The organism is Methylobacterium sp. TK26, from assembly GCF_055361565.1.
Map to the genome: position 1 here is coordinate 2370313 of NZ_CM143965.1, position 22794 is coordinate 2393106.

Below are 22794 nucleotides of genomic sequence, written 5' to 3' on the forward strand. Positions count from 1 at the left end.
AGGGAGGGAGGCCGATGAAAGCCCCTACTCCGCCGCCACCGGCATCCGCGCCATCTCCATCTCGCGCAGCGCCCTGCGGTACTCCACCGGCATCACCTTGACGAACTTGGTGCGATAGCTCGCCCAATCCTCCAGGATCGCCTTGGCCTTCGGGCTGCCCGTGTACTTGAGATGGTTAGTGATGAGCTGGCTCAGCCGCTCCTCGTCGTGGCCCGACATGTCCGCGAGGATGTCGACTCGGCCCTTGGTCTCCAGGTCGCCGTCCTGGTGGAAGCGACGCATCAGGTCATCCTCCTCCTCGACGGGCTCCAGATCGACCATCGACAGGTTGCAGCGCTTGGAGAACGAGCCGTCCTCGTCGAGCACGTAGGCAAGGCCGCCCGACATGCCCGCCGCGAAGTTGCGCCCGGTCTCGCCGATAGACACCACCACGCCGCCGGTCATGTACTCGCAGCCATGGTCGCCCATGCCCTCGACCACGGCGATGGCGCCGGAGTTGCGCACGGCGAACCGCTCGCCGGCCGAGCCACGGATGTAGCACTCGCCCGCGATGGCCCCGTAGAGCACGGTGTTGCCGACCATAATCGTCCGCTCGGACGGCGACTTGAGGGCGTCGCTCGGCCGGATGATCAGCTTGCCGCCCGACAGGCCCTTGCCAACGTAGTCGTTGCCGTGGCCCGTCAGTTCGAGGGTCACGCCCGCCGCGGCCCAGGCGCCGAAGCTCTGGCCGGCGGTACCGGTGAGCTGCACCTTGATCGTGTCGTCGGGCAGGCCGTCATGGCCGTGCGCCTTGGCGACCTCGCCGGAGAGCATGGCACCCGCCGCACGGTCCGAGTTGCGGATCGTGTCGGTGAGCACCACCGGCTCGCCGTTGGCGATGGCGCCGCGCGCACCCTCGATCAGCCGTCGGTCGAGGACGTGCTCGATCGGATGATGCTGCCGCTCGACATGGCGGATCGGCATCTCGGGCCCGACATCCGGCCGGTGGAACAGCTTCGTGAAGTCGAGGCCCTTCGCCTTCCAGTGGGTGATGGCCGCGACCTTGTCGAGGATGTCCGAGCGGCCGACCACCTCTTCGAGCTTCGTGAAGCCGAGGGCGGCCAAGATCTCCCGGACCTCCTCCGCCACGAAGAAGAAGTAGTTCACCACGTGCTCGGGCGTGCCCTTGAAGCGCTTGCGCAGCACCGGGTCCTGCGTCGCCACGCCCACCGGGCAGGTGTTCAGATGGCACTTCCGCATCATGATGCAGCCGGCCGCGATCAGCGGCGCGGTCGAGAAGCCCATCTGGTCCGCGCCGAGCAGGGCCGCGACGATCACGTCCCGCCCGGTACGCAGGCCGCCATCCGCCTGGAGGGCGACGCGTCCACGCAGGCCGTTGAGCACCAGCGTCTGCTGGGTCTCGGCCAGACCGGTTTCCCACGGGCCACCCGCGTGCTTGAGCGAGGTGAGCGGCGCCGCGCCCGTGCCCCCGTCGAAGCCGGAGATGGTGATGTGGTCGGCCCGCGCCTTGGCGACGCCCGCCGCGACGGTACCGACGCCGACCTCGGAGACGAGCTTCACCGACACGTCGGCCGACGGGTTCACGTTCTTCAGGTCGAAGATCAGCTGGGCCAGATCCTCGATCGAGTAGATGTCGTGGTGCGGCGGCGGCGAGATCAGGCCGACGCCCGGCGTGGCGTAGCGGACCTTTGCGATCTTGGCGTCGACCTTGTGGCCGGGCAGCTGGCCGCCCTCACCGGGCTTGGCGCCCTGGGCAACCTTGATCTGCATCATGTCTGAGTTGACGAGGTATTCCGTCGTCACGCCGAACCGGCCGGAGGCCACCTGCTTGATGGACGAACGCCGCGAGCGGCCGTCCGGCAGGGGCTTGAACCGCTCGACCTCCTCGCCGCCTTCGCCCGAGTTCGAGCGACCCCCGAAGGAGTTGAGGGCGATGGCCAGCGTCTCGTGCGCTTCCTTGGAGATGGAGCCGTACGACATGGCGCCGGTGGCGAACCGCTTCACGATCTCGGCGGCCGGCTCGACGGCATCGAGCGGCACCGGCGCCCGGCCGAGTTCTTCGGCGGACCTGACGCGGAAGAGGCCACGCAGCGTCTTGAGCTGGTTCTCCTGCTGGTTCACCAGCTTGGCGTATTCCCGGTAGCGCTCGGGCACGTTCATGCGCACCGCGTGCTGAAGGGTCGCCACCGTGTCCGGCGTCCAGGTGTGGACCTCGCCGCGCAGGCGGTAAGCGTACTCGCCGCCGACATCCAGCGCGTTCCGGTAGACCGGGGCATCGCCGAACGCGTCGCGGTGACGGCGCACCGTCTCCTCCGCCACCTCGGCCATGCCGACGCCCTCGATGGTCGTCGCCGTGCCGAAGAAGTCGCGGGCGACGAAGGCCGAGTTCAGGCCGACCGCGTCGAAGATCTGCGCGCCGCAATAGGACTGGTAGGTCGAGATGCCCATCTTGGACATGACCTTCAGCAGGCCCTTATCGATGGCCTTGATGTAGCGGTAAATGATCTCGTCGTCGGTGAGGTCCGGCGGGAACTCGTCCTTCATCTCGATCAGGGTTTCGAAGGCGAGGTACGGGTTGATCGCCTCCGCGCCATAGCCGGCGAGGCAGGCGAAGTGGTGCACCTCGCGCGGCTCACCCGATTCGACCACGAGGCCGACCGAGGTGCGCAGCCCCTTGCGGATCAGGTAGTTGTGCACGGCCGCCGTCGCCAGCAGCGCCGGGATCGGGATGCGATCCGGACCGACCGCCCGGTCGGTGAGCACGATGATGTTGTAGCCGCCGCGCACCGCCGCCTCGGCGCGGTCGCAGAGACGGTCCAGCGCCCCTTCCATGGCCGCCGCGCCGTTCTCGGCGGGGTAGGTGACGTCGAGGGTCTTGGTGTCGAACCGGTCCTCGAAATGGCCGATGGAGCGGATCTTCTCCAGATCGCCGTTGGTCAGGATCGGCTGGCGCACTTCCAGCCGCTTGCGGCGGGAGGCCCCCTCCATGTCGAGCAGGTTCGGGCGCGGGCCGATGAACGAGACGAGGCTCATCACGGCCTCCTCGCGGATCGGGTCGATCGGCGGGTTCGTCACCTGCGCGAAGTTCTGCTTGAAGTAGGTGTAGAGCAGCTTCGACTTCTCGGAGAGCGCCGAGAGCGGCGTATCCGTGCCCATCGAGCCGACTGCCTCCTGGCCGGTGACGGCCATGGGCTGCATCAGCAGCTTGAGGTCTTCCTGGGTGTAGCCGAAGGCCTGCTGACGATCGAGCAGGTTCACGTCGCCGCGCGACTCGCGCGGCTGCACCGGGCGCAGGTCTTCCAGCACGATCTGGGTGTTCTTGACCCAGTCGGCATAGGGATGGGCCTGGGCAAGCTCGCCCTTGATCTCCTCGTCGGAGACGATGCGGCCCTTCTGCAAGTCGATGAGCAGCATCCGGCCCGGCTGGAGGCGCCAGGACTGGACGATCTTCTCGTCCGGGATCGGCAGGGTGCCGGCCTCGGAGGCAAGCACGACGAGCCCGTCATCGGTGACGATGTAGCGCGCCGGGCGCAGGCCGTTCCGGTCCAGCGTCGCGCCGATCTGGCGCCCGTCGGTGAAGGCCACGGCGGCCGGGCCGTCCCACGGCTCCATCAGGGCGGCGTGGTACTCGTAGAAGGCGCGCCGCTCCTCGTCCATGAGCGGGTTGCCCGCCCACGCCTCGGGGATCAGCATCATCATCGCGTGGGCGAGCGGGTAGCCTCCCATCACGAGGAATTCGAGGGCGTTGTCGAAGCAGGCGGTATCGGACTGGCCCTCGTAGGAGATCGGCCAGAGCTTCGAGATGTCGTTGCCGAACAGGTCCGAATCGACACTCGCCTGACGGGCGGCCATCCAGTTCACGTTGCCGCGCAGCGTGTTGATCTCGCCGTTATGCGCCACGAAGCGATACGGGTGAGACAGCCGCCAGGTCGGGAACGTGTTGGTCGCAAAGCGCTGGTGCACGAGCGCCAGCGCCGAGACGAACCGCTCGTCCTTCAGGTCGAGGAAGTAGTTCCCGAGCTGGTTCACCAGCACCATGCCCTTGTAGACGATGGTGCGGGTCGACACGGAGACCGGGTAGAATTCCTTCATCCGCTGGTCGTCGTGCTTGTAGATGGTGTTCGAGATCGCCTTGCGGGCGACGTAGATGCGCCGCTCGAACGCATCCTGGTTCGACACCGAGGCCGGGCAGCCGATGAAGACCTGGCGGTGGCAGGGCTCCGTCGCCAGCACGGCCTTGCCGAGATCGGACGAATCGACCGGCACGTCGCGCCAGCCGAGAAGGGGCAGGCCCTCCGCCGCCAGCGTCGAGGCGACGATGCCCTCGATCACCCGGCGCGGCTGCTCGGCCTTCGGCAGGAAGAGCTGCGCGATCGCGTATTGCCCGGCAGGCGGAAGCTCGAAGCCCAGCCGCGAGCACTCCTCCGCGAAGAAGGCGTGCGGGATCTGCGTGAGGATGCCGCAACCGTCGCCCATCTTCGGGTCCGCGCCGACGGCGCCCCGGTGGTCGAGGTTTTCGAGGATCTTCAGACCCTGTTGCACGATGGAGTGGCTGCGCCGGTCGTGCATGTCGGCGATGAAGCCGACGCCGCAGGCGTCGCGCTCATGGGCGGGGTCGTAGGCGCCCTGGGCTTTCGGGAAAGCAGGGTCGCGCACGATGAGCGGCGCCGTGGTGGCGCCGCGGGGAGCGTTCGGCTCGGGGGCGAAACCGCGTCCAGCCATGCTTCCTCTCGTCCTTCCCTCGTCACGAGCCGCGCCCGATCCTTCGGGTTCCGCCAGCAGGTTTCGTGCCTCGATATCACCTTCGACCGGCCGGAGCGCAAAAGACGCAGGGGGCCGCCCCGTGTGGCGGTGCCCGGAGGCCCGCTCGCACAACAGCGGCGCGGTCTCTTCTGCCGACGATTGCGCCCGCGCGCGACACGCGATCAAGGCGAATGGGACAGTGCTACTGTCCTAATAGGCGAAGTTGGCAGATTGGAGTGGTTTCAGCAAGGGCTTCAGCGCTTTGCCGGGGTTGCGACCCCAGGCAGTTGCTCTACCGGCCCGATATGGTCGGCGCCATTCGCAATATCGCCAGAATCGGCTTGTCTACGGAAGGGGCCGAGCACAAGCGGCATGCGGGGCAACGACCTCGCCGGCATGGCCGAGAACCGGGCGAACCGGGCGGGCCATGCCGGAACCGGACTACCCGGCCGGGTCTCCAGAAACGGGAACGAGTGTGATGAGCGTGAGCGCCAATCCCCTGAGCGCCAAGCTGCGATCCCGCGCGCTGCGGGCCGCCCTTCTGTCGGCGGGCCTCGTCGCGGCCTCGGCCGGCGGTGCGAGCGCGCAGGGTTTCGCCCGGACCTTCTTCGAGGATGACGTTTTGCCGCCGCGCGTCATCGCGTGGCGACTGGCCGACCGTGGCTTCACCGGGGTGACGCGCCCGCGCTACGACGGCCGCTTCTATCTCGTGGACGCGATCAGCCCCGCCGGCGCACCGGTGCGCGTCGTGGTCGATCCGACGAGCGGTGCCATCGTCGGCCGCGAGCGGATGCCGGGCCAGGAGGTCTATGCCCGCCTCGAACGCCCGCCCGTCCGCTCCATGCCCGGCTACGGCTGGACGGAGGAGGACGTCGCCCGTCCGCCGCAACCCGTCCCCTACGAACCCGGCCCGGCTGCCCGCCAGCCGCGCCGGCCCGGCGCCGAGGCCGTGCGTCCGCCCGAGGGCAATCCCCTCGGCCTGAACCCCGATGGCGGCCACCGCGCCGAACCGCCGCGCAAGGTGGCCCGCACCAGCCCGACCAAGGCGCCGGAGAAGCCGTCCCTCGCCAAGGTGAGCCCCATCGCCCCCGCGCCGAAGCCGGTCCCCGAGGCGGCGCAGCCCCCGGCCGAGCCCGCGACCCCGGCGGCCAACGCCAACCCGCCGCCCGAGCCGAAGCCCGTCGCTGCTGCGGCGGCGCCGAAGCCGGACTGGAAGGACCCGCCCGCCGAGGGCAAGCGCAACGTGCGCGTGATCGGCGGCGCGACCGTCGTGCCGGGCACGCCAGGGAAGGACGGCGAGGCCGCGCAATAGCTCCTAGCGCACGAGCCTTTCGCCGCCGGTGAAGACGGTGAGGGAATCGGAGCGGGCGATGGCGCACAGGGTGATCCCGTGCTCCTTCGCCCGTTCGAGGGCGAGGGAGGTCGGAGCCGAGATCGCGACCACCATTCCCGCCCCGAGCCGGGCCGTCTTCTCCACCATTTCGAACGAGCAGCGGCTCGTGATGACGAGGAATCCCTCGGCCGGGTCGGTGCCGGCCCGCATCATCGCGCCGATGAGCTTGTCGAGGGCGTTGTGGCGGCCGACATCCTCGCGCACCGCGATGAGCGTCCCGTCGAGGAGCGCCCAGGCCGCCGCGTGGACCGCCCGCGTCGTCGCGCCGAGCGTCTGCGCCGAATCGAGCGCGCCGAGCGCCCTGGCGATCGACGCCACCGGCACCCGCAGCGACAGGCCCTCACGGGTCTGGGCGCGCGGCAGGGAACCCAGATCCTCGATCCCACAGACGCCGCATCCCGTCCGCCCGCTGATCGCGCGCTTGCGGGCAAGGTGTTCGCGCAGCCGGCCGGGGGCGAGTTCGACCAGGAGACGAAGCCCATCCTCGACCTCCTCGACCCGGACGTCGCGGATTTCGGAGGCGTCCTCCACGATGCCTTCCGTCAGGCTGAACCCAAAGGCGAAATCCTCGAGATCGCCCGGCGTGGTCATCATCACCGCATGCGGCACGCTGCCGTAGACGAGGTTGACCGGCGCCTCGACGGCGAGCGGCCTCGTCCCGTCGCGGAATTCCATTTGAGCGTAGTCGACCACACTGATCTGTGCATCGACGGAAAGAAGCGACTTGTGTTGCTGTTCTGCGACGCTTCCAGCCTTTGGAAAGCCCTCCATGCGACGCTTGGGTGGTTGCACCACGATCGTCCTTGTGATCTGAAGCCATCCGCGGAAGCCCGTTCAGTGGATGATCGGGCATTCCGTCAGGTCGGCGATGGTCCCCGCGCAGTCAAGACGGGGCGAACGACCTGCAGCGAATGGACGGGGAGCCATGAGAGGAATGCGGACGGTGCGGACGATCACCAGGTCCTTGACGACCTTGCCGTTCCTCGGCGCATTGCTTGCGGGCGCCGCTCCGGCCTCTGCCGCCGGGTTCGGCCAGCCTGTGCCGTGGGAGATGAGCCGGCAGATCCCGGTCACGGAAAACGCCCGCGACATCCTGAATTTCGAGATCGGCCTGCACTGGCTGTCGCTGGCGATCTCACTGTTCGTGCTGGGCCTGATCCTGTGGTGCGTGTTCCGCTTCGGCGAGAAGCGCAACCCGGCGCCTTCGCGCTTTACCCACAACACCGCCATCGAGATCGCCTGGACCATCGTGCCGGTTCTGATCCTCGTCGCCGTCGCGATCCCCTCGTTCCGCCTGCTGCGCACGCAGCTCTCGGACCCGAAGGCGGACATGATCGTGAAGGTCATCGGCCACGCGTGGTACTGGTCCTACGAGTACCCGCAGACCGAGCAGGGCGGCGGCTTCACGTTCGACGCCAACCTCGATGAGGACAAGCAGCCCCGCCTGCTGCAGACCGACAACGAGATGGTCGTCCCGGTGAACAAGGTCGTGAAGATCCAGGTCACGGCCGCCGACGTGCTGCATTCCTGGGCCATGCCGGCCTTCGGCTTCAAGATCGATGCCGTTCCTGGCCGCTTGAACCAGATGTGGTTCCGCGCCGACAAGGAAGGCACGTTCCACGGCCAGTGTTCCGAGCTGTGCGGCCAGCGGCACGCCTACATGCCGATCGTCGTGCGCGTCGTCAGCGATCAGGCGTACGCGGAATGGCTGAAGGAGGCCAAGACCAAGTACGCCGCCATCGACAACGGCAAGAGCTTCGCCGACGCGCGCTGACCCGCGCCCGGCCTTCGCAACGCACCCGTCCATCCTTAAGGCACGTCTCAGATGGCAACACACGCCACCCATGCCGGGGCCCACGACGCCCACGACCACCACATGCCGGGGTTCTTCGCCCGCTGGTTCCTCTCGACGAACCACAAGGACATCGGCACGCTGTACCTGCTGTTCGCGTTCTGCGCGGGCATGATCGGCGCCTTCCTCTCCTTCGGCATCCGCATGGAGATGGAACAGCCCGGCCTGCAGTACTTCTCCAATCCCGCGACCTATAACGTCTTCGTCACGGGCCACGGCCTCATCATGGTGTTCTTCATGGTGATGCCCGCCCTGATCGGCGGCTTCGGGAACTGGTTCGTGCCGCTGATGATCGGCGCGCCGGACATGGCGTTCCCGCGCATGAACAACATCTCGTTCTGGCTCACCGTCGCAGGCTTCTGCTCGCTGCTGTGCTCGCTTTTCGTCGAGGGCGCCCCGGGCGCCAGCGGCGCCGGCACGGGCTGGACCGTCTATCCGCCGCTCTCGACCGTCGGCCATCCCGGCCCGGCCGTCGACTTCGCGATCTTTGCCCTGCACCTCTCCGGCGCGGGCTCGATCCTCGGCGCCATCAACTTCATCACCACCATCCTGAACATGCGCGCCCCCGGCATGACGCTGCACAAGATGCCGCTCTTCGCCTGGGCCGAGCTGGTCACTGCGTTCCTGCTGCTGCTCTCGCTGCCGGTGCTCGCGGGCGCCATCACGATGCTGCTGACCGACCGCAACTTCGGCACGACGTTCTTCGACCCGGCCGGCGGCGGTGATCCGATCCTGTACCAGCACCTGTTCTGGTTCTTCGGACACCCCGAAGTGTACATCATGATCCTGCCGGCCTTCGGCATCGTGTCGCACATCATCGCCACGTTCTCGCGCAAGCCGGTCTTCGGCTACCTCGCGATGGCCTACGCGATGGTCGCCATCGGCGTCGTCGGCTTCGTGGTGTGGGCTCACCACATGTACACGGTCGGCCTGTCGCTCCAGACGCAGTCCTACTTCGTGTTCGCCACCATGGTGATCGCGGTGCCGACGGGCGTGAAGATCTTCTCCTGGATCGCGACCATGTGGGGCGGCTCGATCCGCTTCACCGCCGCGATGCACTGGGCGGTGGGCTTCATCTTCCTCTTCACCGTCGGCGGCGTGACCGGCGTGGTGCTCGCCAACTCGGCGGTCGATAAGTACCTCCACGACACCTACTACGTCGTCGCGCACTTCCACTATGTGCTGTCGCTCGGCGCCGTGTTCATCATCTTCGCCGGTGTCTACTACTGGTTCCCGAAGATGACCGGCCGGATCATCCCGGAATGGGCCGGCAAGCTGCACTTCTGGCTAGCCTTCATCGGCGCGAACGTCCTGTTCTTCCCGATGCACTTCCTTGGCCTCGCCGGCATGCCGCGTCGCTACGCCGACTATCCGGAAGCCTTCGCCGGCTGGCATAAGGTCTCCACCTACGGCGGCCACATCTTCGGCCTCGGCATGTTCGTCTTCGTCATCGGCGTCGTCCTGGCGTTCCGTTCGAAGGAGCGGGCCGCGGACAATCCGTGGGGCGAGGGTGCCACCACCCTGGAATGGACCCTGTCCTCGCCGCCGCCCTTCCACCAGTTCGAGACGCTGCCCCGCATCATCGACGAGCCGGGCGTTCACTGATCACACGAAGCCGGGGGCCGTTCGCGGCCCCCGCCCTTCCCCGGAGGCCGCCGCGTGCGACCTCCCGGCAAGGGCGCCCCGGGGCCGATTGCCGGGGGACGCGGGCCGCAGAGCCCCGACACCTTGAACGGACTTGCACCTGAGTGACGACCCCGTGGCGCATGCCGCACCGTGGTCGCGGGCCGAGCAGCAGCGAACCTGATGACGAGTGCCACCAACACCCTGAGCCCTGCGGTCGCGTCCGTCGGCGGCGACGTTCCGGACTACTTCGCCCTGCTGAAGCCGAGGGTGATGGTGCTCGTGATCTTCACGGCGCTGGTCGGGATGAGCGTGTCGCACGGCCATGTCGCGCCGGCCATCGGCGTGATCTCGCTCTTCGCCATCGCGGTGGGCGCGGGCGCCTCGGGCTGCCTCAACATGTGGTGGGACGCCGACATCGACGCGGTGATGACCCGGACCTCGGGCCGGCCGATCCCCGCCGGCAAGATCACCTCCGGCGAAGCGCTGGGCTTCGGCCTGTTCCTCTCCGTGGCGTCGGTGCTGGTGCTCGGGCTTGCCGCGAACTGGCTCTCGGCGGCGCTGCTCGCCTTCACCATCGTGTTCTACGCGGTGATCTACTCGATGTGGCTGAAGCGGGCGACCGCGCAGAACATCGTCATCGGCGGCGCGGCGGGCGCCCTGCCCCCGGTCATCGGTCAGGCGGTCGTCACCGGGCAGGTCGGCATCGAGTCGCTGGTGCTGTTCGCCATCATCTTCATATGGACGCCCCCGCACTTCTGGGCCCTGGCGCTCATCAAGGCCGGTGAATACGCCCGCGCCGGCATTCCGATGATGCCGAACGTCGCCGGCCCGGATTCCACCCGCCGCCAGATCGTCTGGTATTCGGTGTTCCTGGCGCCGCTCGGCCTCGTTCCCGTGGCCCTCGGCTTCGGCGGCCTCCTCTACGCCGTGGTCGGCACGGTGGGCGGGGTTGGCATGGTGGCGCTCAGCGTCCGCGTTCTGAAGAACAAGACCGGCGAGGCCGAGAAGAAGGCCGCGATGGGCCTGTTCGGCTTCTCGATCCTCTACCTCTTCGCGCTGTTCTCGGCGCTGCTGGCCGAGCAGAGCCTCGGCCTGTTCCGCGCGGTCGTGGCCTGAGCCATGATGCCGGATCCTAAGGTCGAGTATCGGCCCCTCACCCCCGAGGAGGAAGCGCGCCGCCGCAAGCGCTCTGTGGCGATCGCCCTGGCGCTCGGCGCGATGGTGCTGCTGTTCTTCGTGCTGACCATTGCAAAGCTCGGCCCGCAGGTTCTCAACCGGCCGCTCTAGAGGGAGACGCGATGACTGCCTTGTCTCCTCGCCCCCCGACCACACGCGGCGCTGCCCGCACGGCGGTGATCTGCGCGGGCGTGGCCTTCGGGATGATCGGCCTCGCCTACGCGTCGGTGCCCCTCTACAACGCCTTCTGCAAGGCGACGGGCTACGACGGCACTCCCCGGCAGGGCCCCGCCCTCTCGGTCGCCGCCGCGCACAGCAACGACAGCATGGTCGTCCATTTCGACACCAACGTCGCGCCCGGCCTGCCGTGGAAGTTCGCTCCCGAAACGAACCAGGTTGAGGCGAAGCTCGGCGAGACCAAGACCGTGTTCTTCCGCGTGAAGAACGCGAGCGACAAGCCCTCGACCGGTGTCGCGACCTTCAACGTGCAGCCGGGCCTCATGGGCGGCTACTTCGTGAAGGTGGCCTGCTTCTGCTTCAACGAGCAGACGCTGCAGCCGGGCGAGACCATCGACGTGCCGGTCGTCTTCTACGTCGATCCGGCCGTGCGGGACGATTCGAACACCGCGCATCTGTCCGAGATGACGCTGTCGTACACATATTTCGCCTCGAAGAACGGGCAGCCGGTGACGGCGTCCGTGGCCAACACGGCACCATCGGGGACGAAACGCGATTTCTGATCGCGGGCGCGTGACAATAGGGGCCCGTAGCGATTAAAGCTTCGGGTAAGCTGGGCAAGAGCGGTGGTGCCGGAAGGCCTTACACCGCCGCGTGAGGAGCGACGGGACGATGGCTGAGGCGCACGCCAAGAATCACGACTTCCATATCCTCGCGCCGAGTCCGTGGCCGCTGATCGGCGCTTTCTCCGGCTTCCTCATGGCGTTCGGCGCCGTGTTCTGGATGAAGAGCCTGCAGATCGGCACCCTGTCGCCGGGCCCCTACGTGTTCGGCCTGGGCGCGGTCGGCGTGCTCTACACCATGTACTCGTGGTGGAAGGACGTCGCGCATGAGGCCGATGCCGGCGATCACACCCGCGTCGTGCAGCTCCATCACCGCTACGGCATGATGATGTTCATCGCCTCCGAGGTGATGTTCTTCGTCGCGTGGTTCTGGGCCTTCTTCGAGGCCGCCCTCTACACCGCCGACCCGATTCAGGTGTCGCGCGTGGAGTTCACCGGCGGTGTCTGGCCGCCGAAGGGCATCGAGGCGTTCGACCCGTGGCACCTTCCGCTGCTCAACACGTTGATCCTGCTCACCTCCGGCACCACCATCACCTGGGCGCACCACGCCCTCCTCGAAGGGGACCGCAAGGGCCTGAAGTACGGCCTGTGGCTGACGATCGTCCTCGGCGTCATCTTCACGGCCTGCCAGGCCTTCGAGTACAGCCACGCCGAGTTCGGCTTCGCGGGCAGCATCTACTCGTCCACGTTCTTCATGGCGACGGGCTTCCACGGCGCCCACGTCATCATCGGCACCATCTTCCTCGCCGTCTGCCTGATGCGGGCCTATGCCGGCTCGTTCACGCCCAAGCAGCATCTCGGCTTCGAATTCGCAGCTTGGTACTGGCACTTCGTCGATGTGGTGTGGCTGTTCCTCTTCGCCGCCATCTACGTGTGGGGCTCGGGAATCGGTCACGCGGCCCACTGACGGGCGGGTCTTCGAAAAGAACACTGACCCAAACACATGACGGGGCGGCCTTGGCCGCCCCTTCTTCGTTCTGCGGCAGCCCTTATCTTAGCGACAGTCTCAACGTACTGGATCGCCATGCCTACCCCCCCGCCGATACCGACAGGTTTGCGCGGCGCCTGTCCGCGCTGCGGCGAAGGCCACCTGTTCCAGGGCTACCTCACCGTGCGGCCCCGCTGCGAAGTCTGCCACCTCGATTATTCGAGCTTCGACTCGGCGGACGGGCCGGCCTTCTTCGTCATGTCGATCGTCGGCCTCATCGTCGTCGGCACCGCCCTGTGGCTGGAGATCAGCTATGAGCCGCCGATCTGGGTCCACGCCCTGGTGGCGGGCACCCTCTCCATCGGCTTGAGCCTCCTGCTGGTGCGCCCCCTGAAGGGGCTGCTGATCGCGCTGCAGTTCAAGAACAAGGCCGAGGAGGGCCGCTTCGAGCTGTGAGTGGTATTCGGGCCGGCGCGTGGCGCGATCTGATCGCGCCGGGTCTCTCTGCTTTGATCGCGCTGGCGATTCTGATCGGCCTCGGGACGTGGCAGGTCGAGCGCAAGTCGTGGAAAGAGGGCCTGATCCATCGGATCATCGCTCAATCCAAGGCTGAGCCGGTTGCGCCGCCGGCTCCGGCGGCCTGGGATCCGGCCGACGAGTTCCGGCATGTGCGCGTGACGGGCCATTTCCTCAACGACCGGGAGACGCTGGTTCACGGCCTCGCGGCGGGCGAGACGCCGGGACGGGCGCTCCAGGGCTATTATGTCCTCACCCCCTTCGTGCGCGACGACGGCGGCACCGTCCTCGTCAATCGCGGCTTCGTGCCAACGGAACTGAAGGCGCAGGCCGACCGTGCCGCCGGGCTGTCCGAGGGTGAGACCAGCGTCACCGGCATCCTACGGGCGAGCGAGCCGCGCGGGATGTTCGTGCCGGCGCCGGATCCCGCGAAGGGCGAATGGTTCAACCGTGACGTGGCGGGCATCGCCGCCGCGCGGGGGCTCGGCGACGTCGCGCCCTACCTGATCGAGGCCGATGCGGTGCCGGGCCAAACGACGTGGCCGCGCGGCGGCCAGTTGCGCGTCGATCTGCCGAACAACCATCTGCAATATGCCTTCACGTGGTACGGCATCGCCGCCTGCCTCGTCGGCGTGTTCGGTGTGTTCGCGTGGCGTCGGCTGCACGAGCCGGCCTGACCCACCCCGTTCTGCATACATTTGGACAAGAGAACGAACCGCCCTCACTGACGTGGGGACGGTGGCACGTCGTTCCGGGTCTTTGTTCGAAAAGAGCCGAACGTTCCTTTGACGGGGTGGAATAGGCTGGCGATACTCTGGCTGTCGGATCAGCCGAAGTACTTCAGCGGACGCCATGAGACGTCGCGATGTACTTCGCCCCTTAGAAGGACTTCGCCGCGCCATGACCATTCGTCGCGAGCACACCGATTCCGAGCCCGTTCGTTTCGCCTATTGGGTGCCGAACGTGTCCGGTGGCCTCGTCATCAGCCGTATCCCGCAGCGGACGAGCTGGGACGCGGAGTACAACCGCAAACTGGCACAGATCGCGGAAGAGGCGGGGATCGACTACGCGCTCACGCAGATCCGCTTCACCGCCGGCTACGGAGCCGAGTACCAACACGAGTCGGTCGCCTTCAGCCACGCCCTTCTCGCCGCCACGACCAAGCTGAAGGTCATCGCCGCGATCCTGCCCGGCCCGTGGAACCCGACGCTGGCCGCGAAGCAGATCGCCACGATCTCGCAACTCACGAGCGGGCGCATCGCGGTGAACATCGTCTCGGGCTGGTTCTCCGGCGAGTTCCGCGCCATCGGCGAGCCCTGGCTCGATCACGACGAGCGCTATCGCCGTTCGGAGGAATTCATCCGTTCCCTGCGGGGGATCTGGACGCAGGACAACTTCACCTTCCGTGGCGATTTCTACCGCTACACGAACTACACGCTGAAGCCGAAGCCGGCGGAGCCCTTGCCGGAGATCTTCCAGGGCGGCTCGTCGCGGGCGGCGCGGGACATGGCCGCGCGGGTCTCCGATTGGTACTTCACCAACGGCAATACGCCGGAGGCGATCCGCACGCAGGTCGATGACATCCGCGTCAAGGCGGCTGAGAGCGGCAACGCGCCGAAGATCGGTGTGAACGCCTTCGTCATCGCCCGCGACACCGAGGAGGAGGCCCGCGCCGTCCTCGACGAGATCATCGCCCATGCCGACCCGGATGCGGTGAAGGCGTTCGGGCACGAGGTGAAGAACGCCGGCAAGGCGAGCCCCGAGGGCGAGGGTAACTGGGCGAAATCCACCTTCGAGGATCTCGTCCAATACAATGACGGCTTCCGCTCGAACTTGATCGGCACGCCGGACCAGATCGCGGAGCGCATCATCGCCCTCAAGGATGCCGGCGCCGACCTCATTCTCCTGGCCTTCCTGCATTTCCAGGAGGAGGTGGCGTATTTCGGCCGGGAGATCCTGCCGAGGGTCCGCGCCTTGGAAGCGGCCAGTCAGGCGGCGCCCGCCGCCGCTGCGGCCTGAGCGCGGAGGCTGCCATGACTATCGCCCTCGCCCCTCACTCCCTCGGCGGCAGCGCGGCCGGCGTGCCCGGGCCGCCGAAACCCACGACGCCGGCCCATGTGATCCGTGACGACGCGGAGGCGATCACGGTCGCCACCACCCTCGCCGCCGAGATCCGCGCGGGCGCATCGGAGCGGGACCGTGACGCGGTACGGCCCCTGCGCGAGGTCGATGCCTTCTCGCAGAGCGGCCTCTGGTCCATCAACGTGCCGAAGGCCCATGGCGGGCCGGAGGTGTCCTACCGGACCCTGGCGCGGGTCATCGCCATCGTCTCGGCGGCGGACCCGTCCGTCGGCCAGATCGCGCAGAACCATCTCGGGATCGTCGCCGCGATCAGGACCGTCTCGGACGAGGCGCAGAAGGCGCTGCTGTTCGGGGACGTGCTGCGCGGCATCCGCTTCGGCAACGCCTTCTCGGAGCGGGGCACGAAGCGCGCCGCCGATTTCGAGACCCGCTTCGTGGACGAGGGCGACCACGTCGTAGTGCGCGGCCAGAAGTTTTACGCGACGGGCGCTTTGCTGGCGCATCTCGTGCCCATCGTCGCCGTCGATGGCGAGGGGCGCGCGTGGTACGCCATCGCCGAGCGGGATGCGCCGGGCCTCACGGTGATCGACGATTGGTCCGCCTTCGGCCAACGTGGCACGGCGAGCGGCACGGTGCTCATTGAGGATGTGCGGGTGCCGAAGACGCACCTCGTCCCGGCCTGGAAGGGCTACGAGGGGCCGCGCACGGATGGGGCGGTGTTCCAGATCATCCAGGCGGCCATCGATGCCGGCATCGGCCGCGCCGCGCTGGACGACACCATCGCCTTCGTGCGGGAGAAAGCCCGGCCGTGGATCGACAGCGGGCAGGAGCGCGCCTCGGACGATCCCTATACGATCCAGGCCATCGGCGATCTCACCATCCGCCAGCACGCCGCCGAGGCGCTGCTCGATCGCGCGGGCGAGTCGCTGGACGCCGCCATCGCCGCGCCGGATGCGGAGACGCTCGCCGCCGCCCAACTCGCGGTGGCGGAGGCGAAGGTGCTCACCACCGAGATCGCGCTGGCCGCGTCGAACAAGCTGTTCGAGCTTGCGGGCACCCGCTCGACCCTCGCCGCCGAGAATCTCGACCGGCACTGGCGCAACGCCCGGACCCACACGCTGCACGACCCGGTGCGCTGGAAATACGCCATCGTGGGCAACCACGCCCTCAACGGCGTCAACCCGCCGTTCCACGCCTGGAGCTGATCCCGCCCGCGTCAGAGCACCGGCACGCCGCGCGCCTTGGCCTTGTCGCCGGGCTCGACATGGATCGTCACCACGGTGCCGGGGATCGTGGTGGCGAGGGCGTCTTCCAGACGGTCGCAGATGCAATGCGATTCCGCGACCGTCATCTCCCCCGGCACGACGAGGTGGAAATCCACGAAGGTCGCGCTGCCGGCGGAGCGGGTGCGCACGTCATGCGCCTCCAGGGCGCCCTCCCCGTGCTGCGAGATGAGGGCGCGGACCTGTCCGACGACCTCGGGCGACGCGGCCTTGTCCATCAGCCCATCGACCGACTCGCGGACCATGCGGTAGCCGGACCACAGGATGTTGAGGGCGACGAGGCCCGCGATGGCCGGATCGAGCACCGGCATCCCCGTGAACCACACCGCCGCGACGCCGCTGAGCACGCCGATCGAGGTCAACACGTCGGCGAAGATGTGCCGGGCGTCGGCGATCAGGGCGGGCGACCGCCATTCCCGGCCCCAGCGGAGCAGCGCCCACGCCCAGGCGGCGTTGATGACGCCCGCGACGGCGTTGATCGCCAAGCCGGCGGCCGGGGCATCGAGGGGCTTCGGATCGAAGAAGCCGGTATAGGCCTCGCGCAGGATCAGCAGGGCGGCCACGATGATGAGCGCGCCCTCGATCACCGCCGAGAAGAACTCGGCCTTGTGGTGGCCGTAGGGGTGGTCCTCGTCGGCCGGCTGGGCAGCGATGCGCAGGGCGATGAACGCGCCCGCCGCCGCGACCACGTTGATGATGCTCTCCAGCGCATCGGAATACAGCGCGAGGCTCCCGGTGAGCCACGCGGCGTAGAATTTCAGCGCCGTGACGGCGACGCCGATCCCCGCGCTGAGCAGGGCGGCTTGCTGCGAGCGTTCCATGGTCGAACCGTGTGGGTGAACGCCGGCTGCATATCCGACGATGCCCCCGGAAGACCATGGCAAAGCTTGGAGTGCCGGGAATACCTCTTAGCCCAGGCTCAACTCGGCGGGCGTGTCGGGCGTCGGACCCTGGCGCTCGGCTTCCCGGCTGCGGCTCCGTTCCGCCTGGGCGCGGGCGCGCTCGGCCTTGCGGAGGAAGCCGCGCTTCTGCCACGCGAACCGGGCCTTCGCGGCCAGGGCGTCGAGGCGGGCAGCCTCGCGCGACCAGTAATCCACGAGTTGGCCGTCGAGCGTCACCCGCAAACGCGCTGTCTTGCGGTCCATGGCATCACTCCTTCGGTGAGGGAGGTTCGCTCGTCTCTTCGATCGTCAGGGCATCGGGCTCGCTGCTGAAGCTGCCGATCCCCGCATCGCGCACCGGCACGGCGGGGCTGCCATAGGGCTCGCTCGGATAGGCCTCTTGGAACCGCGACCGTGCCTCGTCGGGGTCATCGGCCTTCAGGACGATCTGCTCCGTCCCCGGCAGGGGCCAGCGCGGGTCGGCGGGATCACGCGGACGCACGGCGTACCACGGCATAGGCTCGCTCCTCCGGCCGTGCGCTCGTTCGGATCAGGCGTGGCGACGACCAAGCATTTAAGTCCGGCGGCGCGATTCGGTTCGGCCCGCTTGATACGAAGCGTCTTCCGTCCCACCTCCCCCGCGTCTGCACCGGGCCGGGATGACGGCCTGCAACGAGGACGTGCGATGATCGATCTGCATTACTGGCCGACGCCGAATGGCCACAAGGTCACGATGTTCCTGGAAGAGGCCGGGCTGCCCTACACGATCAAGCCCGTGAACATCGGCAAGGGCGAGCAGTTCGATCCGGACTTCCTCAAGATCGCCCCGAACAACCGCATGCCGGCCATCGTGGATCACGAGCCGAAGGGCGGCGGCACGATGAGCCTGTTCGAATCGGGCGCGATCCTCCTCTACCTCGCGGAGAAGACCGGACGCTTCATCCCGCAAGAGATGTGCGGCCGCTACGAGGTGCTGCAATGGCTGTTCTGGCAGATGGGCGGCCTCGGCCCGATGCTCGGCCAGAACCACCATTTCAGCCAGTACGCGCCGGAGAAGATCGACTACGCGATCAAGCGCTACGTCAACGAGACCAACCGGCTCTACGGCGTCCTCGACCGTCGCCTCGCCGACCGTGAGTTCGTGGCGGGGCCGGATTACAGCATCGCCGACATGGCCTGTTACCCGTGGATCGTGCCGTGGGAGAAGCAGGGCCAGGACCTCGACCAGCATCCGAACCTGAAGCGCTGGTTCCATGCCATCGCGGAGCGGCCCGGCACCACGGCGGCCTACGCCCACGCCCCGAAGATCAACCCCGATTTCGGGAAGACCATGAGCGAGGACGCCAAGAAGATCATGTTCGGGCAGACCGCCTCCCTCACGCCCCGCTAGGCCATGCGCCGGAGCCGCGCCGCCCTTCTCGCCCTCGGCGTCGCGGCCCATCCCGCCGGGGCTTACGCCGCCCCGGCGGACAATCTCGCCACGCTGTGGCGGACCCTCGGCGCCTGCGCCACGCTCGACGGCGTGCCGCCGGGGGCGGTGGGTTCCGAGGTGACGGTGCTGTTCAGCCTGAAGCGCGACGGCTCGCTCCTCGGCCAGCCGCGCATCACCCATTCCCGCCTCGTCGGGACGGGTGACGAGCAGCGCGGCTTCATCGCGGCGGCGCTCGGCGCGGTGTCGCGCTGCCTGCCGATGGCGATCACCGACGGGCTAGGCGGGGCCATCGCCGGGCGCCCGCTGAGCCTGCGGCTGACGAGCAAGAAGCCCGAACGGGCACTCTGAGGCCGATCCTCACGACATCCTTATCGCGGCCGGCGGCTCGCCCCCTCGAACCCTCACGCCGGCAGGCTCACATGGGGGGCGCGGTCCTCAGAGGATCGCGTGAACCCCTCCTTCCCATGTCACCCGCACTTCTCGTCAGCGCCTCGCCGGCGCCCATGAACACCTTCGTCGTCGGCCAGGATTCCCGGGGGCGCTGGGTCGCCGTCGAGATCCATGGACGCGGCGGCGGCCTGTTCCGCGACCGGCAGGCCGCGTTCCACTACGCCTGCGTCGAGACTGGCCGCCGGCCCGACGCGGTGCTCGTCTCGGGCGAGCGCATCGAACTGCGCACCTGATCTACGGCGCGTCGGGGGCGCGAAGCCGGTAGCCGACGCCCGTCTCCGTCAGCAGGAGGCGCGGACGCTCGGGATCGGCTTCGAGCTTCTGGCGGAGCTGGCGCATGTAGACCCGCAGGTATTGTGGGTCCGACGAGGTGGAGACCGCCTGCATCAGTTGCGCGTGGGTGAGCACCTTGCCGGCATGGTTCACCAGTACCCGCAGGAAATCGTATTCGCGCGGGGTCAGCTTCACCTCCGCGTCGTTCACGCGGACGATGCGGCGGACGAGATCGACCATCAGCCCCTCGACGCGGAAGATCGGCCGCTCGCCCTGCGTGGCCAGTTGGTGGCGCAGGGCCGCCCGCAGGCGGGCCAGCAACTCGGCCATGCCGAAGGGCTTGGTGACGTAATCGTCCGCGCCGAGGTCCAGCGCCTCGACCTTGCCGCCCTCGTCGTCGCGGCTGGAGAGCACCACCACCGGCAGGTCGGGATGGGCGGCGCGGATCGCCTTCAGCAGATCGTGCCCGCGCATGTCGGGCAGGCCGAGATCGAGGATGACGAGGTCGGCGCCCTCGCGCTTGAGCACGTCGAGGGCGGTGCGCCCGTCCGGCGCTTCGAGGATCGCGTAGCCCTGCGTCGACAGCCCCATGCGCAGCAATTTGCGGATCGGCGGTTCGTCGTCGATCACGAGGACGGTGGCGCTCATGCGGCGATGTCCTTCGAGGTCCGCCCCGCCGGCACGGGCAGGCTGATCGTGAAGCAGGCGCCCAGGCGGTCGCGGCGGTTGGCGGCCGTGACGCGCCCGCCCATCGCCTCCACGAAGCCGCGCGAGATGGCGAGGCCGAGCCCCGTTCCGGCGCGCACCCGGTCGCCCTTCCGGGCGCGGTAGAACTTGTCGAACACGCGCTCGGTATCCGCCTCGGGCAGGCCGTCGCCCTCGTCCGTCACCGCGATACTCAATTGGGATTCCGCGCGGCGGGCGCGCACCGTCACCGCCGAGCCCTCGGGCGCGTATTTGGCGGCGTTGTCGAGGATGTTCACGAGCACCTGCTCGAACAGGACGGGGTCGAGCCGCAGGGCGGGGAGATCCGCCTCGATTTCGACCACCACCCGGTGGCCGCGCAGCACCTTGTCCACCCGGCGCAGCGCCGTGTCGATGATCTCGCCGACATCCTGCAGGGCGAGGTTCGGGGCCACGGCGCCGGCTTCCAGCCGGGTCATGTCGAGGAGGTTGGCGATGAAGCGGTTCAGCCGTTCCGATTCCTCGATGATGGTGCCCAGCAGATCCGCCTTCGCCTCCGGGGGCAGCGCGGCATCGAGGTCGCGCAGGGTGCTCGCCGCGCCGAGCACGGAGGAGAGCGGCGTGCGCAGATCGTGGCTGATCGAGGTGAGCAGCGCCTGACGCAGGCGGTCGGTCTCGGCGGCGCGCTCGGCCTTGTCGAGATCTTCCACGAGGCGGACGCGCTCGATGGCGAGCGCCCCCATGTCGGCCAGGGCGTCGAGGAGACGCCTGTCCTCCGGCGTGAGGATCGGCCCCGTCCCGTCCGCGTCGAGCCCGACCACGCCGATGGTGCCGCGCCCGGTGCGCATGGGGATGAAGAGGCGTCGCGCGCCCGGCAGGGTGTCGGCGCCGCGTCCGGCCGGGCGGTCGTTGTCGAAGGCCCAGCGGGCGGCGGCGAGGTCGGCCTCGTCCAGCCGATCCTCCGGCGGGTAGCCGGCATGGACGGTCACGGCGTCGTTCTCCGGCAGGAGCAGCACCGTCCGCACATTCAGCATGGCGGCGATCTGCGCGCAGGTCGCCCACAGCACGTCATCGAGGGTGCCGCAGCCCGCGAGCTTGCGCGAGAAGCCATAGAGCCGTTCCGTCGCCCGCGCCCGCGACTGGCTGATCACCGCCGTAAGCCGCGAGCGCGCCGCGAGGTTCGAGACCAGCACGGCGACGATGGTGAAGAGAACGAAGGCTGCCACGTTCGACGGATCGGCGATGGTGAAGGTGTAGAGGGGCGGCAGGAAGAAGAAATTATAGGCGAGCGAGGCCGCCACCACCGCCGCGAGGGATGGCCCGAGCCCGCTGCGGATCGCCACGGCGACGACGCCTGTCAGCAGGAACAGGTCGGCATTCTCCGAGCCGAGGGTCGGCTGCGCCGCCAGCGCGAGGCCGAGGCCGCTAACGGTCACGAGCATCGCGAAGAGATACGGCCCCAACCCCTCGCGCCGCGCCGCGGCGACGGCGATGCCACGGGATTTCGCGGCCTCCGGCGCCATCGCCTCGCCGGGCACGACATGGACGCTGATCGCCCCCGAGCCGCGCACGAGATCGTGGACCACCGAGCCGTTCAGCAATTCGAACAGCCAGGAGCGCGACGCCTTGCCGACCACGATGTGGTTCACGTTGGCCGAGCGGGCATAGGCGAGGATGTCCTCCGCGACGCGACGCCCGCCGGGGATGGTCACGGCATCGCCGCCGAGTCTGTCTGCGAGGCGCAGGGCGTCGGCGATGCGGTCGCGCTGGGCTTCGGTGAGCGAAGCCGAGCGCGCGCCCTCCACCACCAGGGCGGTCCAGGGGGCGTGCAACCGATCGGCGAGGCGCTTGGCGTAGCGCACGAGGCTCCCCCCGCGCGGATCCTCGTTGAGGCAGACCAGCAGCCGCTCCCCCGCCGCCCAGGGGCCGGCGATGGCGTTGGCCCGCATGTGGCTGATGAGTTCGTCATCGACCCGGTCGGCGGTGCGGCGCAGGGCGAGTTCACGCAGAGCCGTCAGGTTGCCGCGCGAGAAGTAATGGTTTAGCGCCCGCTCGGCATTGGCCGGCACGTAGACCTTGCCGTCCTTCAGGCGCTGGATCAGGTCGTCGGGGTTGAGGTCGACCACCTCGATGTCGTCCGCCCGGTCGAGAACGCTATCGGGCACCGTCTCACGGACGCGGATGCGGGTGATCGCGGCCACCACGTCGTTCAGGCTCTCGACGTGCTGGATGTTGAGCGTCGTCAGGACATCGATGCCCGCATCGAGCAATTCCTCCACGTCCTGATAGCGCTTCGGGTGGCGCGAGCCCGGTGCGTTGGTGTGGGCGAGTTCGTCCACCAGGGCGAGGTCGGGGCGGCGGGCGAGGAGCGCGTCGAGGTCCATCTCCTCCAGCACGGTGCCGTGGTAGGGCACGCGGGTCCGCGGGATCGTCTCGAACCCGTCGAGCAGGGCTTCGGTCTCCGCCCGCCCGTGGGTCTCGACCACGCCGATCACCACGTCCGCCCCGGCCTTCAGCCGCGCCCGGCCGATGGTCAGCATCTCGTAGGTCTTCCCGACGCCGGGGGCGGCGCCGAGGAACACCTTGAGCCGGCCGCGCCCCCGCTCCTCCCGGCGCGCGGCATCGAGCAGAGCGTCGGGCGAAGGGCGGTTCGGGTCGCGTCCGGTCTCTGGCAT

General features: G+C 68.5%; 21 protein-coding genes. 14 read left to right on the top strand and 7 right to left on the bottom strand.

What is annotated here, in order from left to right; all coding sequences use genetic code 11:
• Window positions 1-24 precede the first annotated feature (24 nt).
• Entirely contained in the window at window positions 25-4722 is a 4698-nt protein-coding gene (gltB, locus tag ACXJ1Y_RS11385; protein WP_463846392.1) for a glutamate synthase large subunit, read from the bottom strand.
• A 499-nt stretch (window positions 4723-5221) separates the two neighbouring features.
• On the opposite strand from gltB, the gene ACXJ1Y_RS11390 reads away from it, so the two are divergent.
• Window positions 5222-6055, top strand: a complete 834-nt coding sequence (locus ACXJ1Y_RS11390) for a hypothetical protein (protein WP_463846393.1) — start codon at window positions 5222-5224, stop codon at window positions 6053-6055.
• A gap of 3 nt (window positions 6056-6058) precedes the next feature.
• Here the strand turns inward: ACXJ1Y_RS11390 and fdhD are convergent, their stop codons facing one another.
• Window positions 6059-6811 (bottom strand): formate dehydrogenase accessory sulfurtransferase FdhD, encoded by a 753-nt coding sequence (gene fdhD, locus ACXJ1Y_RS11395; RefSeq protein ID WP_463846394.1) that lies wholly within the window; start codon window positions 6809-6811, stop codon window positions 6059-6061.
• Window positions 6812-7070: 259 nt separating this feature from the next.
• Here fdhD and coxB point away from each other — a divergent pair, with 259 nt between their 5' ends.
• From coxB to ACXJ1Y_RS11445, 10 genes are all read left to right on the top strand, one after another.
• The gene (coxB, locus tag ACXJ1Y_RS11400; protein ID WP_463846395.1) at window positions 7071-7910 is read left to right on the top strand and encodes a cytochrome c oxidase subunit II; all 840 of its coding nucleotides are present in this window, start codon (window positions 7071-7073) and stop codon (window positions 7908-7910) included.
• A 51-nt stretch (window positions 7911-7961) separates the two neighbouring features.
• Window positions 7962-9593 (top strand): cytochrome c oxidase subunit I, encoded by a 1632-nt coding sequence (gene ctaD, locus ACXJ1Y_RS11405; RefSeq protein WP_463846396.1) that lies wholly within the window; start codon window positions 7962-7964, stop codon window positions 9591-9593.
• Window positions 9594-9794: 201 nt separating this feature from the next.
• Entirely contained in the window at window positions 9795-10730 is a 936-nt protein-coding gene (locus tag ACXJ1Y_RS11410; RefSeq protein WP_463846397.1) for a heme o synthase, read from the top strand.
• Between the two features lie 6 nt (window positions 10731-10736).
• Window positions 10737-10901, top strand: a complete 165-nt coding sequence (locus ACXJ1Y_RS11415; RefSeq protein ID WP_243955622.1) for a cytochrome c oxidase system small membrane protein — start codon at window positions 10737-10739, stop codon at window positions 10899-10901.
• Window positions 10902-10912: 11 nt separating this feature from the next.
• Entirely contained in the window at window positions 10913-11530 is a 618-nt protein-coding gene (locus ACXJ1Y_RS11420; RefSeq protein ID WP_463846398.1) for a cytochrome c oxidase assembly protein, read from the top strand.
• Window positions 11531-11639: 109 nt separating this feature from the next.
• Window positions 11640-12497: a cytochrome c oxidase subunit 3 gene (locus tag ACXJ1Y_RS11425; RefSeq protein WP_243955619.1), complete on the top strand. Its 858-nt coding sequence runs from the start codon at window positions 11640-11642 to the stop codon at window positions 12495-12497.
• 117 nt (window positions 12498-12614) lie between these two features.
• On the top strand, window positions 12615-12974 hold the full coding sequence (locus tag ACXJ1Y_RS11430) for a DUF983 domain-containing protein (RefSeq protein WP_463846399.1): 360 nt from the start codon (window positions 12615-12617) through the stop codon (window positions 12972-12974).
• The gene (locus ACXJ1Y_RS11435; RefSeq protein WP_463846400.1) at window positions 12971-13711 is read left to right on the top strand and encodes an SURF1 family protein; all 741 of its coding nucleotides are present in this window, start codon (window positions 12971-12973) and stop codon (window positions 13709-13711) included. Before ACXJ1Y_RS11430 ends, ACXJ1Y_RS11435 begins: the two co-directional genes overlap by 4 nt.
• Before the next feature lie 223 nt (window positions 13712-13934).
• A complete protein-coding gene (gene sfnG / locus ACXJ1Y_RS11440; RefSeq protein ID WP_463846401.1) occupies window positions 13935-15053 on the top strand; it encodes a dimethylsulfone monooxygenase SfnG in 1119 nt (372 codons plus the stop codon).
• Between the two features lie 14 nt (window positions 15054-15067).
• Window positions 15068-16321 (top strand): SfnB family sulfur acquisition oxidoreductase, encoded by a 1254-nt coding sequence (locus tag ACXJ1Y_RS11445; protein WP_463846402.1) that lies wholly within the window; start codon window positions 15068-15070, stop codon window positions 16319-16321.
• Window positions 16322-16332: 11 nt separating this feature from the next.
• Here the strand turns inward: ACXJ1Y_RS11445 and ACXJ1Y_RS11450 are convergent, their stop codons facing one another.
• The 3 genes from ACXJ1Y_RS11450 to ACXJ1Y_RS11460 form a co-directional block, all read right to left on the bottom strand.
• Window positions 16333-17220, bottom strand: coding sequence for a cation diffusion facilitator family transporter (locus tag ACXJ1Y_RS11450; protein WP_463846403.1), 888 nt, complete (start codon window positions 17218-17220; stop codon window positions 16333-16335).
• Between the two features lie 87 nt (window positions 17221-17307).
• The gene (locus tag ACXJ1Y_RS11455; protein ID WP_463846404.1) at window positions 17308-17544 is read right to left on the bottom strand and encodes a hypothetical protein; all 237 of its coding nucleotides are present in this window, start codon (window positions 17542-17544) and stop codon (window positions 17308-17310) included.
• 4 nt (window positions 17545-17548) lie between these two features.
• Window positions 17549-17797: a hypothetical protein gene (locus tag ACXJ1Y_RS11460; protein ID WP_463846405.1), complete on the bottom strand. Its 249-nt coding sequence runs from the start codon at window positions 17795-17797 to the stop codon at window positions 17549-17551.
• Window positions 17798-17965: 168 nt separating this feature from the next.
• Here ACXJ1Y_RS11460 and ACXJ1Y_RS11465 point away from each other — a divergent pair, with 168 nt between their 5' ends.
• From ACXJ1Y_RS11465 to ACXJ1Y_RS11475, 3 genes are all read left to right on the top strand, one after another.
• Window positions 17966-18670: a glutathione S-transferase N-terminal domain-containing protein gene (locus tag ACXJ1Y_RS11465; protein WP_463846406.1), complete on the top strand. Its 705-nt coding sequence runs from the start codon at window positions 17966-17968 to the stop codon at window positions 18668-18670.
• 3 nt (window positions 18671-18673) lie between these two features.
• On the top strand, window positions 18674-19060 hold the full coding sequence (locus tag ACXJ1Y_RS11470) for a UCP034077 family protein (protein ID WP_463846407.1): 387 nt from the start codon (window positions 18674-18676) through the stop codon (window positions 19058-19060).
• A gap of 116 nt (window positions 19061-19176) precedes the next feature.
• Entirely contained in the window at window positions 19177-19395 is a 219-nt protein-coding gene (locus tag ACXJ1Y_RS11475) for a hypothetical protein (RefSeq protein ID WP_463846408.1), read from the top strand.
• Between the two features lies 1 nt (window position 19396).
• Here the strand turns inward: ACXJ1Y_RS11475 and ACXJ1Y_RS11480 are convergent, their stop codons facing one another.
• On the bottom strand, window positions 19397-20083 hold the full coding sequence (locus ACXJ1Y_RS11480; protein WP_463846409.1) for a response regulator: 687 nt from the start codon (window positions 20081-20083) through the stop codon (window positions 19397-19399).
• Window positions 20080-22794 (bottom strand): ATP-binding protein, encoded by a 2715-nt coding sequence (locus ACXJ1Y_RS11485; protein ID WP_463846410.1) that lies wholly within the window; start codon window positions 22792-22794, stop codon window positions 20080-20082. The genes ACXJ1Y_RS11480 and ACXJ1Y_RS11485 overlap by 4 nt, the downstream gene beginning before the upstream one ends.

What these genes read in the sequence shown, in the direction of transcription:
- gltB (WP_463846392.1), bottom strand. Translation starts at nt 4,722, where the DNA reads ATGGCTGGACGCGGTTTCGCCCCCGAGCCGAACGCTCCCCGCGGCGCC.
- ACXJ1Y_RS11390 (WP_463846393.1), top strand. Translation starts at nt 5,222, where the DNA reads ATGAGCGTGAGCGCCAATCCCCTGAGCGCCAAGCTGCGATCCCGCGCG.
- fdhD (WP_463846394.1), bottom strand. Translation starts at nt 6,811, where the DNA reads ATGGAATTCCGCGACGGGACGAGGCCGCTCGCCGTCGAGGCGCCGGTC.
- coxB (WP_463846395.1), top strand. Translation starts at nt 7,071, where the DNA reads ATGCGGACGGTGCGGACGATCACCAGGTCCTTGACGACCTTGCCGTTC.
- ctaD (WP_463846396.1), top strand. Translation starts at nt 7,962, where the DNA reads ATGGCAACACACGCCACCCATGCCGGGGCCCACGACGCCCACGACCAC.
- ACXJ1Y_RS11410 (WP_463846397.1), top strand. Translation starts at nt 9,795, where the DNA reads ATGACGAGTGCCACCAACACCCTGAGCCCTGCGGTCGCGTCCGTCGGC.
- ACXJ1Y_RS11415 (WP_243955622.1), top strand. Translation starts at nt 10,737, where the DNA reads ATGCCGGATCCTAAGGTCGAGTATCGGCCCCTCACCCCCGAGGAGGAA.
- ACXJ1Y_RS11420 (WP_463846398.1), top strand. Translation starts at nt 10,913, where the DNA reads ATGACTGCCTTGTCTCCTCGCCCCCCGACCACACGCGGCGCTGCCCGC.
- ACXJ1Y_RS11425 (WP_243955619.1), top strand. Translation starts at nt 11,640, where the DNA reads ATGGCTGAGGCGCACGCCAAGAATCACGACTTCCATATCCTCGCGCCG.
- ACXJ1Y_RS11430 (WP_463846399.1), top strand. Translation starts at nt 12,615, where the DNA reads ATGCCTACCCCCCCGCCGATACCGACAGGTTTGCGCGGCGCCTGTCCG.
- sfnG (WP_463846401.1), top strand. Translation starts at nt 13,935, where the DNA reads ATGACCATTCGTCGCGAGCACACCGATTCCGAGCCCGTTCGTTTCGCC.
- ACXJ1Y_RS11445 (WP_463846402.1), top strand. Translation starts at nt 15,068, where the DNA reads ATGACTATCGCCCTCGCCCCTCACTCCCTCGGCGGCAGCGCGGCCGGC.
- ACXJ1Y_RS11450 (WP_463846403.1), bottom strand. Translation starts at nt 17,220, where the DNA reads ATGGAACGCTCGCAGCAAGCCGCCCTGCTCAGCGCGGGGATCGGCGTC.
- ACXJ1Y_RS11455 (WP_463846404.1), bottom strand. Translation starts at nt 17,544, where the DNA reads ATGGACCGCAAGACAGCGCGTTTGCGGGTGACGCTCGACGGCCAACTC.
- ACXJ1Y_RS11460 (WP_463846405.1), bottom strand. Translation starts at nt 17,797, where the DNA reads ATGCCGTGGTACGCCGTGCGTCCGCGTGATCCCGCCGACCCGCGCTGG.
- ACXJ1Y_RS11465 (WP_463846406.1), top strand. Translation starts at nt 17,966, where the DNA reads ATGATCGATCTGCATTACTGGCCGACGCCGAATGGCCACAAGGTCACG.
- ACXJ1Y_RS11470 (WP_463846407.1), top strand. Translation starts at nt 18,674, where the DNA reads ATGCGCCGGAGCCGCGCCGCCCTTCTCGCCCTCGGCGTCGCGGCCCAT.
- ACXJ1Y_RS11475 (WP_463846408.1), top strand. Translation starts at nt 19,177, where the DNA reads ATGTCACCCGCACTTCTCGTCAGCGCCTCGCCGGCGCCCATGAACACC.
- ACXJ1Y_RS11480 (WP_463846409.1), bottom strand. Translation starts at nt 20,083, where the DNA reads ATGAGCGCCACCGTCCTCGTGATCGACGACGAACCGCCGATCCGCAAA.
- ACXJ1Y_RS11485 (WP_463846410.1), bottom strand. Translation starts at nt 22,794, where the DNA reads ATGCCAGAGACCGGACGCGACCCGAACCGCCCTTCGCCCGACGCTCTG.